The organism is Schlesneria sphaerica, assembly GCF_044336245.1.
Lineage (GTDB): Bacteria > Planctomycetota > Planctomycetia > Planctomycetales > Planctomycetaceae > Schlesneria > Schlesneria sphaerica.
The window spans coordinates 3,004,707-3,018,134 of the sequence record NZ_CP172346.1; the positions used below are offsets into that span (position 1 = coordinate 3,004,707).

A 13,428-nucleotide genomic window follows, 5' to 3' on the forward strand; every position below is an offset into this window, starting at 1 on the left:
GTCGTCAGGAGCCCAGCCCCCGGAAGGACGCTTCCGCAGGACTCGCATCGATGAGCATGACTGTCTACCCTTGAACTTCCCGTGCGGTCAAAACATCGTCGCAAGCATCGAAATGGAAAGCAGCTTACCCTATGTCCACGCCAGTCAGCGAATGCGGTCAAGCAGCCACGCGTTTCAAACTTCCCGCTCCTTCCCTGGGGTGTCTCTCTACGTTAATTACTCTGCTGATCCTTCACGCGACCGGTCCGGTGATGTCGGCCGACGACTTTCGGCCGGTGAAACTCGCGGCGAAGATTGATTCTGTTCAGCCCATGACGGGGATTGTCCTGTGGGCCACCAACGGGGCGGTCAAGACAGCGCCGATCCAGCTGGAATACAGCTATCTCCAGTACGACCAGATTGTCACGGAGAAGGGTCAATACAACTGGAGCGTTCTGGAAGAGTTACTCGACGCCGTCGCTTCACGCGGTCATCAGGCGATCATTCGCTGGAACGACACCTACGTGGCAAAGCCGACCGGGGTTCCGGCTTACATCAAAAAGTTACCCGACTACAAAGAGACCACCGGCAAGAGCGAGAATAAAACGACGGGATTTCCGGACTGGTCGCACCCTGAACTCCGCCGGTTCGTCCTCGAATTTTTTACGACGTTTGCAGACAAATACGATCGAGATCCCCGGATCGCCTTTGTGGAAGTTGGATTCGGATTGTGGGCCGAATACCACATCTACGACGGTCCCATGAAGCTGGGCCAGACGTTTCCCTCACGCGAGTTTCAATCCGAATTTGCCCTGCACCTGGGGAAAACATTCCGAGAGACTCCCTGGATGATTTCGGTCGATGCCGCGGGGGATCATGCCCCTTTCGCTTCGGATCCACAACTGCTGGACCTGCCCTTTGGAGTCTTTGACGACTCCTTCAACCATGCCAAACACAGCCAGTACAACGAGCCCAACTGGGAAGCGCTGCGGCGCGACCGCTGGAAGATTGCCCCGACGGGGGGCGAGTTCAGCTTTTTCGAGAAGATCGATCAGACGGCCGCGCTCTCCGCGAAGGGCCCGCACGGGATCCCCTTTGAGCAACATGCAGCCCGCTTCCATATTTCGTTCATGATCGGAGATGCCCAGCCCCGTCATCAACCACCCGCACGCATTCGCGACGCCAGTCTGGCGTGCGGCTACCGCTTCCGCGTGACCCGATTTGAGGCCACGGCAACAGCAGCGAAAGTCGAAGTCCGGAACGACGGAATCGCGCCAATCTACTACGACGCGCACCCCGCAGTGAACGGAATTCGGTCGAAGGAGTCACTCAAGGGGCTGCTTCCAGGAGAAGTGAAAGAATTCACGATCGATGCAGGAGGTTCCGCTCCCACCCTGACGATCGAATGCGACCGCCTCGTCAAGAACCAGCGAATCACCTACGACGCTGATCTGCAGTAAGACGGACCTGAACGTGTCCGTCGACCCAGCCTGACTCGCTGCCCCCTGCGGAGGAGATTCCTGGCGGATGGTTCACTCGCACGAATGCACATTGATCGCATCAATAACGATTGATACCATCAATTGGCAGCCTCGCATTCAACGACCACTGAATGAGCCACCACCATGTTGCACCGTCGCGACGCCATGTTACGTTTGGGTCAGTTCGGCTTAGGGGCCGTGACGCTTCCTCAACTGCTGCGGGCCGACCAACTGCGTGCTAACGGCTCCCCCTCGGCTGCCAGTACTCCCACTGGTAAAGCAAAGTCCTGCATCTTGATCTACCTTTGGGGTGGCCCCCCTCAGCAGGATCTGTGGGACATGAAGCCGCATTCCCCGTCGGCCATGCGTAGCCTGTTCAAGCCCATCCAGACGGTGACGCCCGGCATCGACGTCTGCGAGCACATGCCGAACTTCGCGCGGCACACCGACAAGCTGGCCATCGTCCGCTCATTAACCCACGACAGCGACAATCATGAACCGAGCGTCTATCGGACGTTAACCGGACGCGTGAACAATACGCTCGTCGTCCCTCGAAATCAGCGCAATCGTCTGGATGCACCGAACCTGGGGTCGATGGTCTCGGCCTTCTCGAAGCCGGGGGTCCTTCCTGCTGCCGTGACCATCCCTCGCCCCATCGGTCATAGCGGCGTCACCTACTCGGGAACTCACGCTGGCTGGCTCGGTGCGGCCCATGATCCCATGGAAATCGCGGCCGCAGCGGGGGGCTCAACGGAAAAGCCAACTCACACGATGTCGTTGCTGGAAGACCTGAGCAACACACGACTGCTGGCACGTCAGGGACTGGTCCGCACGATCGATCAGGTGGAACGACGCTACGACCAACTGGCGGCGTCCCGAAACATTGATCTTTATCGTGATCAAGCGGTCCGAATGCTCACGTCTTCCGTTGCCCAGAATGCCTTCAATCTGGACAAGGAAGACCCGGCACTACGCGACAAGTATGGCCGGAACGAATGGGGCGAATCGATGCTTCTGGCGCGCAGACTGGTGGAAGCGGGTGTGCGGCTGGTAACGATCTCGTGGATGACCGTTTTCGCGAACGGCGTTGTGTCGAACGTGTGGGACAACCACGCGGGAACGTCCATGCTGACCGAACCGTATTGCCTGAAGTCCCTCGATCCCGGATTCGCGGCGCTGATGGACGACCTGTCAGAACGAGGCCTGCTGGATGAAACCCTGGTAGCCATGTACGGTGAGTTCGGGCGAACGCCCATGCTGAATTCGACGCAGGGGCGTGACCACTGGGGGCGCGTCCAATCCGCGATCCTGGCGGGAGGGGGGATCCGTGGCGGACAGGTCTACGGCAGCAGCGACAAAGATGCGGCCTACCCGGCATCCAACCCGGTCTCACCGGAAGACATGCTGGCGACGATCTACCATAGCCTGGGAATCAATCCCGACGCAGAACTTCACGACCCGCTCGGCCGGCCGCATCGCATTGTCGATGGGAATCCCATCACGGCACTGTTCTAGTAGAAGCTCTAGTGGGAGCCGTCAGCACGCGTTGCTGGGACTTGTTCGTCAAAGGAAATCGGACAGATAGACGAACTTCACGTAACGCTGCCATCGGGGGTGCTCATTCAGCAGAAGCTGAAGTGTTCTCTCGAAGTTCGATACTTCGCGCCGCTCGGCCTGCACCTGGAGATCATTCACTCCGACATATTCTTCACGAAAGACTCGACAAATCGTCTCTCGGGAGGCCCGCATCGTTGTGGGGATGTCGAACAAGTCGAGATGTGTCGTCCCCTCGGCAGGAATCCCCTTGATATAAAAGGGAAACTCGCGAAGTCGGCACTTGACCGTCACCGGTTCCAGCCCGCGCAGAATCTTCTTGAACTTATCCTGGTCCAGAACGTCCAGTCGATCCGGGACAATGACATGGAGCGTAAAGGTGCTGTAATCGAACCGGCGACGGCCGACGAGTACGGGCTCAAAATCATCTAACTGATCCAGGACGCGCGACAGAAAGTTATGAAAATACCCGATTGCCAGTGCCGTCGCGGGCAGATGGGAAAACTCGGTCGTATTGTGATGCCGAGTAACGATCTGCGAGACGATATTATCCGCTGTTCCTGCAAACTCGGCGGTCGGACGACCGTCTTTTTTGCGACTGAACTGATCGAGCGTGATTCCCAGCAGATCGGTGGGAATCTTGAGATCTCTTTCGACAAGAGTAAACGCTCTCCGCGGTCCCAGCTTGCCCAGGAAGAGCCCGAACTCGAACAGCACATTGTCCCGCGCGGCCGCATACGTCTTGCCGCGCGACACACTGATATCGTCCTTGGTAAAAATGAGAACCGCAAATTCATAGAGACTGGCGGTGTTGAGTAATGAGGTCAGAAAGTCCTGGTGACGCTGAAAAATGGCACCAGAGTTCCATGCTTCGACTTCCGCTCGCTGACCGAAGGCGGCCTCAAGCGCCTGAGCGACTTTCAGCCCTTCCGAGGAAGACCCAATGAAGACCGTTGGCTTTCGCAACATTTCAGCTCCGCGATAGAGCGTCCCTGCCCGGCGAATAGAACATCGATGACTGCAGGCCTGATTACGGTACTCCGTTGCGGTACTTCTCGCTATATAGCGAGCGACGATCGCGTCCGTCAGCAGCACGAATAGCGACTTCGGCAACTGCCTCCACGGGCCGCTCGTTGAATAGTTCCCTGCATCGCCCCACACGGCGTTGATCATGCCGAAGGGGCCCCGCTAACAGAGCGACGTGCCGAGAGTCCTACCGTGCCGAACGGGCGGTGGCCCACGCGGATCAGGGTTGCTTCAGCAGCCAGACTTCGGCGACCTGGCATCCCCGTCCGTTCCCACCCATGCCGGGCTCGCGCGTCCAGCGGAGTGTCAGTTCACCCTTACTGGTCGCGGAAGGGGGAACGTTGAATTCGAGCGGTGTCATTTCATCCGGTTTGAACATCCAGTCATGGACGACTTCCCCGTTCGCGTCCATCCGGACTTTCAATTTGCGAGTCGGTTCTGACGAATAGACAACCCGGACCACATAACGAGACTTCGGGTCGAGCCCTTCATATCGCATCACGAGCGGTGCGTCATACATCGAGAGCACGTTCGTCCACCATTCCCGCGGCCGATCGACGCGAAAATCAAAACTCGTATAGACGGACTTACGGAAGTCGGGGTTCTCGACAAACGGGACGGTATTAGGAACCAGATGCGGTTGTCGACGCGGATCTCCCAGGTCGTCATAAAAGCTGCCGGGCCCCGGATTCGTTCGGTTCAGGATTTCATTCAAGGCATGAAGTCGCTGCGATTCCTTCTGCTCCGCTCGGACCTGGGTGAGCTGCCCCTTCAGCCAGAATCGATCATTCAATGGTCGATCAATCGTATCCTGCGACGTTCCCCGGCCATGCTCACCCTGATGAAGTTTGCTGTTGAGCTGCATCCGGATGCTTTGGTACAGCGCTTCTCCCAATTCATTGACTCGATCGCGTCGTGCCGGAGAAACCTGCTTCAGATCGGCCTGATCCAGCACCGCGTCCGCCTGGGCGATCGCCACGAGAGATCCGATGCGGTCAGCCCGACGCAGGAGATCCGCCGCTTCGGCCCGCTGAGCCGTTTCTGCGATCAACCGGTCACGCAGGTAGGCATCATAGTAGGCCCGGTAGAGCGCCTGCTGGAAACGCCAGTTCAGCAGCAGGCGTGCTCCCCCCGTCTGTTCCATAACCTGAAACTGATGCAGCGTTGTTTCCACTCCTGTATTAGTGAGTAAGGGTCCCACCCAGTTCTGTTCCAGTGCCAGCAGACCATGAGCAAACTCCTCGGTGAATTGCTCTGATATGAAGTAGCGACTGTATTGCCGCAGGATTTCGATGACGGGCGTTTTGCTGTTCCAGCCGAGTCCGCTCCAGACAAATTTATTTACGTCGTCATTGCACCCTTCAGAATAGGTCAGAAACCCGACGGTCGATTTCTGGTAATACTTGAAGATCTCGGCCTGACTCAGTGGGCGCGGGTTGATCACCTCGCGTCCTTCCGTAATTCCAAAGGCGACGTCCCATTCCGGTACAGGGTGCTGACAGTTCGTGCTATGGGTGATGTCTGGATAGCCCCGAATCGGATACCGCTGAGGAATCGCCTGCCGTACCTCTTCAAGACTCATCCGCACCTGCGGGCCAAAAACGATCCCATCCAGCCATTTCGGTTCCGACTTCATGAACTGGTAGAACTCATCATCCCAGTCCTTATTGAAGCTTTGAGGCGACATCCACATCTGGGCCTTGGGATGATACTTCCGCAACAGAGCCGCCTGCTTCTCCAGCAGGGCCATCAGCGGAAGCGGGTGAGTGTGCCCCGGGTCCCCCCCGGGGACAAAGACAACATCAATACGGGGGAGCCGCTTATAGACTTCCTCCCATTCACGCAGGGCAAATTCCACGGTCCCGGCGTCGGCGTAGTCTTTATCCATGGCGGGGTACCAGACCCAGACGTCCAGCCCGTACCCATCTGCCAGACGGGACATTTCGACCATCATTTCCATCGGTGGAACGGGAAAATGAGGGCTGTCGAGAGCATCGTCCGACCGAGGTGGAATCAGCTCGATTGCATTGGTCCCGAAGAGGGCCAGATCGCGAATGTACTGGTCCCAATGGTCCACGTCCCAGGCGTCGTACGAATTCGTCTTCTGACGATAGCCCAACTGGTGACCGCGCAAAGAAGTTTCCGGTGCGGACGTTTCACGGAAGTCCGCAGGGAGTTCAACCCGGCCGCGGGACATCCGCAGTTCCCGCAGTAGCCGTCCGACACCAAACAGGACACCTCGTTCATCGTTGCCGACAACGGCGATGAGTTTCGGGGAGGAAAGGGATTCGATCTGATATCCCTCACTCGGCCCCGCCGTCTCGGGCAACTTCACACGGGAGCCCGACTTCGACAGCACGGGGCGAATCACCTTGAAGGGACCGACCAGAATGACCGGAGTGTTGCTCGATACCGGAAGGCTTTGCTGTTCAGTCCATCGGACCATCGTCCGTTTGCGAACTTCCTCGATCAGTAGTGAAACCGCTTTCTTCTCGCGATCAGATAGCCCCTCGGGCGCGACCACGATGCCCTCGGTAAGATCAAGCATCCCCGGTCGGGCGGCGGCCTGTTCGGCCCCGCTCAGTTCTGCGGAGAGCCCCTGACAAACGAGCCATAGTCCGGCCAACGCGGCAACGATCAGGCGCGACGCAGGAGCGTGAGAATTACGAGATCGAGATTGAGCAGCAGGGTGAGAATCATGCGTCATTCGAAGGAGGCCCTGTTGGAGAAAGGGAATTGCTCGGTCCGACTTATTCAGTTGATTGATGACAGTGACGTGGTGATCTGTCGACGGAGATGACGGGACGAACGGGGTGGATCAGCTGCCGGGCCTGCGGGATAAGATGCTGCGACGATCAAACCCGGAAGCCTATGCGAACCCCTTCATAAATATGACAGATCGAGACACTTTCGGCGATCAAGACGGGGACGAGAATTCGCCGGTAACATTCCCCCTCGAATTGATCGAGTCGTTCGATGTGTTCGTACAAATCTGACGATATCAGAACGCGAACTTCCATCGCCGGCGCAGTGACATCCCACGCGAACTCCAGGTACTCGTCCGGTTGCCAGACCCGTCCTTTTACCTTCCCGTCGACCCAGCAACCGTTGATCATCGAGACCTGATCGAAGTTCGACTCCCCAGGCCGCAGCGAACCATAAGCCGCTAATCGGGTCAGGGGCCTTCCGAACAGCGTTTCAAACAATCCCGGAATCGCCTCATCAGGCAGTGTGCCAGTGGAATCGGCCAGAGCCAACCACCGGTCACGACTCGATGGCTCCCCCTCCTTCAGCAACTTGCTGGCAAGAAGGATTGCTTGTCCGAGGGCTTTTCGCACCGCGTTGGCGCGAACCGCCGGGGCTGCCGACGCAGTCTGATTCAGTTCCGTGAGCAGGGACTCCACCGTCGTGAGCGGAACATGGTCCCACCACCTTATGTCAGCGAGTGTCTGCAACGGATCAAGCCATTCCCGCTGGGCCCAAGTCGCCAAAGTGGTGAGCATGATTTCGAAGTATCCGGGACGCACAGGGAATCATGTCTGAACGGAGAATTGGTCGACGCCGGTACCATTCAGGCGGCTGTTGGCAAATTTCCCGCAACCACCTGCATCCCGGCGACCGAACGACCGGTGAGCCGCGTGAGCGTGAATCCTCCGTGACGGCGGCTGAGCAAGATCACGAGCCCCCGCCGTACGTTCAGGAACGAACCGATTTCCGCATGCCGACACGGTGAGTGACATAGTAAGCCAGGGCTGCGTCGAGATGCTCACTGGTGCGAATCGTCTGGAAGTCGATCATCTGGCGAGCGCAGTTCCGATGAAGGTCGTCGACGAATTCTGTCACTGCCTTGAGATACCCTTCGCGCAGAGCCCGCGGGTCACACACCAGGTCGCCTGTCTCTTCCATCCCTTCAAATTTGGTGGTGCCACTGTACTGGAAGTCGAGTTCTTCATCGTCCATGACGTGCATCACCATTACGTCGTGACCGCGAGTCCGGAGCAGTTTCAGGCCTTTGAACAGTCCGGGCCGATCAACGAACAGGTCCGAGATGACGACGATCAGTCCTCGTCGCGTCTGTTCGTCGGCAACCTGAGCCAGCAGACGTTGCAGGTCCGTCTTCTTTGATGGCTGGTTCTGATCCAGTGTTGCCAGGATCGCGTGCAGATGATTCTGCTTGCTGCTGAAGGGGACACGTGAACGGATTTCGGAATCGAACGTCGTAATCCCGACAGCGTCCTGTTGACGCAGCAGCAGATAAGCCAGCGAAGCGGCAATCTGACAGGCGTATTCGTACTTGGTCAGCTTGCCCGAACCAAACTGCATCGACTCTGACTGGTCGACCAGCAGCAGGGTCCGCAGGTTGGTCTCTTCTTCGTACTGCTTGATGTAGTACCGGTCGGTCTTGGACCAGACTTTCCAGTCGATTCGTCGAATGTCATCACCCGGCGCATACTCGCGGTGCTGAGCAAATTCGACGGACTGACCGAAGTAGGGGCTGCGGTGCAGACCGGACAGAAAGCCTTCCACAACATTGCGAGCGAGGATTTCCAAGCGGGAAATCCTCGCAATGGCTTCAGGCGGCAAAAATCTTCGCGAGGTTTGGGTCACGTGTCAGTTCGCCTTCTTTGGACGGGGTCGACTTGATCAGTTGTTCGACAACGTGGTCCGAGGTGATCCCCTCGCTCTCGGCCGAGAAATTGACCACGATGCGATGACGCAGCACCGGAGCCGCCAGGGCCTGAATATCGTCTGTCGAGACGTACGTCCGGCCATTCAGCAGCGCCCGGGCTTTCCCGCCCAGCAGCAGGAACTGCACGGCACGCGGGCCGGCTCCCCAACTGAGTTGCTCACCCACGAACTGCGGTACACCCACCTCACCGACGCGCGTCTGTCGCACCAGCGCCAGTGCGTAATCAATCACATGATCACTGGCGGGAACCTGCCGCACCAGCTTTTGAAGCGTCAGAATTTCTTCGGCGTCCAGCACCGGCTGAATGTCGTCGGCCTGGATCGAAGTCGTTCGTTTGGCGATCTGTCGTTCTTCCGCGAACGTCGGATACTTTACGAAGACCTTGAACATGAAGCGGTCCTGCTGCGCTTCGGGCAGCGAGTAAGTCCCTTCCTGCTCGATCGGGTTCTGGGTGGCCAGCACGAAAAACGGATCTGCCAGAACGTGACGCATCTGACCGACGGTCACCTGGCGTTCCTGCATCGCCTCAAGCAGCGCCGCTTGCGTTTTCGGTGGAGTACGATTGATTTCGTCAGCCAGCACGACGTTGTGAAACAGCGGACCTGTGATGAAACGGAACTCCCGTTTGCCCGTTTCACGGTTCTCTTGCAGCACATCGGTCCCGGTGATGTCGGCCGGCATCAGGTCGGGGGTAAACTGAATGCGTGCGAAGCTCATCGAGAGACAGCGGGCCAGGGTACTGATCATCAGTGTCTTGGCCAGACCCGGCACCCCTTCCAGCAGGCAATGGCCACGGCTGAACAGAGCGATCAGCAACTGTTCGATGACATCATCCTGCCCGATGATCACCTTCGACATCTGCTCGCGGATAGACTGATATGCCTTGCCGAGCTTGGCGATCGAAGCTTCGATTTCTGCCTGTGAAACGGAGTCGCTCATGACGACGCGGTCTCCAATAATAGGAAAGGTCGGTTTCTCGTCAGATTCAGATCATCATGCTAGCGGCTGACCGAATCCGACGCGACCCCCGCAGACGTTTTGGCCGAACAACCGATGCATTGTCCCGCAGAAATCCGTGGGGGGCATGCCGTCGCCTCGAAGTCCGCAGCGATGCAAGGCTTCTCATTCATGCAGCATCTCCCTCTTGGCACAGTGCCTTCCCGCTTCTAATGCGAGGGAGAGCTCTTTCGTCGTCACGGGCGAATCCGCGGCAGCGGCGCTTGGATTCTGAACAAATCGCTAGCGCCGAGCGTCTTCGTCACGTGTGCGATCAAGATAGGGGAGCTTCTTCAGTGGGGCTCCCGCCGCGTCACCGTCACTGGCCCCTTTGATCGCCGGATTGGAATCGGCCAGCAGTACCACGTCATCTGTCGTGAGGCTGGAATAGACCTTGTCCGGCGTTTTCACCACGCGCATATTTTCAGAACGGACCCCTTCATTCGATCCCCAGAACGATTTCCACTGGGCATAGTCGAATGCCGGAGAATTCCCACTCAGTTGCGAGGTCGAGATTTCCAAGAACGTCTCAATGCTGTTGTAGAAGTTCAAATCGCCCTTCCACGAGAACGACCGCTGGAAGTCCATGAATTCCGACAGACCACGCATGGAGATGAGGGGTCGCCCCGGTCCACACGAAATCACGTTATTGCGAGCATCGATGAACAGTGGCGGCAGCTTTTCAGACAGCCCCCCCATCCCATCCACCGAAAGCAGGCTTTGTCCCAAGAGGCAGGTCACGTGTTCCAGTTCCAGGGAGATGCTTTCCCGCTCCATCCCGACCATGTCGGAAACGAGCTTCAACTGAAGCAGGTTTCCATCGACGCCGACGACAGAATCTTTCAATTCAAATCGTGCGGGGACGGGGTCGCGCATGACAATCAGATCGCAACCGCCCCGAACAAAGCTTTCGGTGATCAATGTCTCAGGGGGCACCACCGGCATGCCGCCCAAGCGGAGACCGATGCCATCAATACTCTGCCCCACCGGTGCTCGCTGCTCAAAAATGCAGGCCGGCTTGCTGAACGGATTGGTGACGGTGACAGTGACTCCCTTGAGCTGCACTCGCTCAGGCCGTTCCAGGCTGAACAACGCCCAGCGATCCATCCCCACGCGGTTGGGAACTGCCATCGCCAGATCGACGTTTACGAACTCCAACAAGCCCCCCGCCACGGTCACCATGTGAGGTGAGCCATCCGCTGAGAGATCCGTGGGAGCAAACGTAATCGTGGGTCGGTAGCCGACGGCACCACGAATGATCAGCTTTTTGTTCGGCAGGCGAATCGGTCGTTCGGGCTTGCGGACACCGTTGTACCTCAGCTCGATGATGCTGCCCGCTTCTGCCGCCTCGGTACAGGCCGCCTCCAGGCTGTCGTATGACTTGCCGTTCACAATACGAATCGGCGCAACAATCTCTGCTGATGCCTTGGTTTCCGCAATTCTTTCGGACGTCGTTCGGTCGGCCGTGGCTCGTTCCTGAGGAGTCCTTTCCGGCGTAGTCCGTTCGGACATGGTCGGACGCTCGGCGGCAGGGGTCGAGGGCCGCTCACTGGGCAATGCGGGTTCCTGGGGAATCGTCCCAATCGTCAGGGGAAATGGCTCAACGCGTGCGACTTCGGGTTCAATCGTGGATGTCGCCTGTTTCTTCGGGTCGAGGAAACTGGTCGAATCGAGCAATGATCTCTTCGGATCATCGGGGACCTTCACCACGAAGTCCTCTTTGGCCGGGCCCGAATCGGTCTCAACGTTTCGGTCTGGGAACAGAGGCTCGACAATGAACGGCTCAGCGGGCGCTGTCCGGCGAGTTGCGGCGAGCCCCGGATCGGCCGTCCCTTGGGTCAGCTTGGGGTAATACTGAACGGCAACAACCAGCAGACAGAGCGCACAGGTGGTGGCCACCCAGCCGAAGTTACTTTGCCAGAAGGGTGGTTTGAACCGGGTCGCGGTCAACCAGACTTGCCCGTCGACCGGGACGGCTCCTGCCCCCAGGCTGCGAGCAACAATTAACAGATCGCGCAACAGGTCCGCAGGGGACGAATAACGTCGCGCGGGGACGCTGGCCATCATCTTCCGCACGACGTGCGACAGCATGGGCGTGACCCGGCGATTCTTGCGAGCTGGATCGGGGGGTTCCTTGTCCTGATGGTCCAGCAGTTTCTGCAGCACCGTCCCCTCAGGGTAGGGGGGCTCTCCCGTCAGCATGTGGTACAGCGTACATCCCAGCGAGTAGATATCGCTGCGGACATCGACGCTATGCGGATCACGCGCCTGTTCGGGTGAGATATAGTCGAATGTTCCCAGGGTTGTTCCGGGAATCGTCAATTCGAATGAGGTTTCCAGCGAGGTCTTGCGGGCAAGACCCAGGTCGACCAGCTTCGCGCGGCCAAACGGGGTGATCAGTACGTTCGACGGCTTGATATCCCGATGGATGACACCGGCCCCCGAAAGGTGGTGCAGGGCGGCGGCGAGCTGAATCGTGTAGTTGACGGCTTCTGGGGGATCGAGCCACTTTTTCGATCGAATCAGGTCTCGCAGGTTTTGTCCCGGAACGTACTCGTACGCGATGTAATGCAGCCCGGCCTCTTCACCCGAGTAGAAGACGCGTGCGATGTTATCGTGATCCAGCCGAGCTGCGGCCTGGGCTTCATTTTGAAATCGCTGAACGGACGTTTGATCCAGTGAAAGAGAGGGCGCCAGCACTTTCAAAGCGACGTCTCGTTTCAAGCGGTCGTCCAGCGCGAGAAACACGCTGCCCATGCCGCCGACACCGATTCGCTTTTGAATCGTAAAGTGACCGATGGTGATGCCGGCGACGTGATCGGCGTCATGCCCCGTAGGAAACAGGCGGGGAACCACGTCATTGCCCGACGCCGAGATATCGCCTGACGATCCTGTCAGGGACATGACGCGGGGATTCGTGATCACCGTTTCGGGACCGGCCCCTTTGTTGCCGCGCCACAAATAACTCAATACGGAGCTGGTCCCCTGACCCGAGTCCGATTGAGGCTTATTCAGGCTGCTGGACATGTTGCACGCCGTAAAAGGGAATACATAAATTGAATCTGCTCGCCGTATTGAGACGGCTCAAACGAGAAGTGCGTGAGTTGCTTGCGCTTGGTTGACGGGCATCAAGTCGTACGACGGGAATAGAAATCTTGATGGAAACCGAGACCGCCGGCATTCTTCGCCCGTGACAGCCTGCCGACAAGTGGGGAAAACCAAAACACCGTACATCGATTGCGGATCAAGTCCGGTTCTGAACGATTCAACCGGCGTTTCCGCGAAAAATGACGTCCGACACATCCTTTTGTATTGAGTTCAGGTATTTTTCCAACGTCTCATTCAATCCTGCAGTAAAGCGATCGCTCTCCAGAACAGAAGAAACATAGCTTCGAATCGTGACATCAGCAACCGGGGGCTGATCCGAGCCCGGGTCAGGCTGACGGCTTAACTTCCTGAGTTCATGAACTTTCGGTACAAATCCCATTTCGAGATGCTCGGCAAGTTCACGCAATCCATGGGCAGCATCACGCAGTTTTTCACGCAGCGTCAGATGATCGATGGATGAACTCATGATCGTTCTTTTTTGAAAGTACGATGAAGAAGTGACTCGCTATTAGATCGATCCCGCGCGTCAATCGTCAAGATGCTTTAAACTGAACCTTGGGAGAATCACAAGATTCTGTCGGAGCGGAAATCAGC

9 protein-coding genes are annotated in these 13,428 nt (G+C 57.7%); 2 read left to right on the top strand and 7 right to left on the bottom strand.

Features of this window, described 5'->3' with window-relative positions; translation table 11 throughout:
* Nucleotides 1-131 precede the first annotated feature (131 nt).
* Nucleotides 132-1,439: a DUF4832 domain-containing protein gene (locus tag ACGY09_RS10865; protein ID WP_373650224.1), complete on the top strand. Its 1,308-nt coding sequence runs from the start codon at nucleotides 132-134 to the stop codon at nucleotides 1,437-1,439.
* A 165-nt stretch (nucleotides 1,440-1,604) separates the two neighbouring features.
* Nucleotides 1,605-2,975 (top strand): DUF1501 domain-containing protein, encoded by a 1,371-nt coding sequence (locus tag ACGY09_RS10870; RefSeq protein ID WP_373650223.1) that lies wholly within the window; start codon nucleotides 1,605-1,607, stop codon nucleotides 2,973-2,975.
* A gap of 48 nt (nucleotides 2,976-3,023) precedes the next feature.
* On the opposite strand, the gene ACGY09_RS10875 is transcribed toward ACGY09_RS10870, so the two are convergent.
* From ACGY09_RS10875 to ACGY09_RS10905, 7 genes are all read right to left on the bottom strand, one after another.
* Nucleotides 3,024-4,187, bottom strand: coding sequence for a TIR domain-containing protein (locus tag ACGY09_RS10875; protein ID WP_373650222.1), 1,164 nt, complete (start codon nucleotides 4,185-4,187; stop codon nucleotides 3,024-3,026).
* Between the two features lie 73 nt (nucleotides 4,188-4,260).
* Nucleotides 4,261-6,747: a hypothetical protein gene (locus ACGY09_RS10880; RefSeq protein ID WP_397571560.1), complete on the bottom strand. Its 2,487-nt coding sequence runs from the start codon at nucleotides 6,745-6,747 to the stop codon at nucleotides 4,261-4,263.
* A gap of 148 nt (nucleotides 6,748-6,895) precedes the next feature.
* Nucleotides 6,896-7,543 carry a gamma-glutamylcyclotransferase gene (locus ACGY09_RS10885; RefSeq protein ID WP_397571561.1) on the bottom strand — a complete coding sequence of 216 codons (648 nt, stop codon included), beginning with the start codon at nucleotides 7,541-7,543 and terminating at the stop codon, nucleotides 6,896-6,898.
* Between the two features lie 193 nt (nucleotides 7,544-7,736).
* Nucleotides 7,737-8,648, bottom strand: coding sequence for a DUF58 domain-containing protein (locus ACGY09_RS10890; RefSeq protein WP_397571562.1), 912 nt, complete (start codon nucleotides 8,646-8,648; stop codon nucleotides 7,737-7,739).
* On the bottom strand, nucleotides 8,614-9,669 hold the full coding sequence (locus tag ACGY09_RS10895) for an AAA family ATPase (protein ID WP_397571563.1): 1,056 nt from the start codon (nucleotides 9,667-9,669) through the stop codon (nucleotides 8,614-8,616). Before ACGY09_RS10895 ends, ACGY09_RS10890 begins: the two co-directional genes overlap by 35 nt.
* Before the next feature lie 300 nt (nucleotides 9,670-9,969).
* Nucleotides 9,970-12,753, bottom strand: coding sequence for a serine/threonine protein kinase (locus ACGY09_RS10900; RefSeq protein ID WP_397571564.1), 2,784 nt, complete (start codon nucleotides 12,751-12,753; stop codon nucleotides 9,970-9,972).
* A gap of 238 nt (nucleotides 12,754-12,991) precedes the next feature.
* Nucleotides 12,992-13,300 carry a hypothetical protein gene (locus ACGY09_RS10905; RefSeq protein ID WP_373650216.1) on the bottom strand — a complete coding sequence of 103 codons (309 nt, stop codon included), beginning with the start codon at nucleotides 13,298-13,300 and terminating at the stop codon, nucleotides 12,992-12,994.
* Nucleotides 13,301-13,428 lie beyond the last annotated feature (128 nt).

Coding starts and splice junctions, on each gene's coding strand:
- ACGY09_RS10875 (WP_373650222.1), bottom strand. CDS start 4,187: ATGATCAACGCCGTGTGGGGCGATGCAGGGAACTATTCAACGAGCGGC.
- ACGY09_RS10870 (WP_373650223.1), top strand. CDS start 1,605: ATGTTGCACCGTCGCGACGCCATGTTACGTTTGGGTCAGTTCGGCTTA.
- ACGY09_RS10895 (WP_397571563.1), bottom strand. CDS start 9,669: ATGAGCGACTCCGTTTCACAGGCAGAAATCGAAGCTTCGATCGCCAAG.
- ACGY09_RS10885 (WP_397571561.1), bottom strand. CDS start 7,543: ATGCTCACCACTTTGGCGACTTGGGCCCAGCGGGAATGGCTTGATCCG.
- ACGY09_RS10905 (WP_373650216.1), bottom strand. CDS start 13,300: ATGAGTTCATCCATCGATCATCTGACGCTGCGTGAAAAACTGCGTGAT.
- ACGY09_RS10900 (WP_397571564.1), bottom strand. CDS start 12,753: ATGTCCAGCAGCCTGAATAAGCCTCAATCGGACTCGGGTCAGGGGACC.
- ACGY09_RS10880 (WP_397571560.1), bottom strand. CDS start 6,747: ATGACGCATGATTCTCACCCTGCTGCTCAATCTCGATCTCGTAATTCT.
- ACGY09_RS10865 (WP_373650224.1), top strand. CDS start 132: ATGTCCACGCCAGTCAGCGAATGCGGTCAAGCAGCCACGCGTTTCAAA.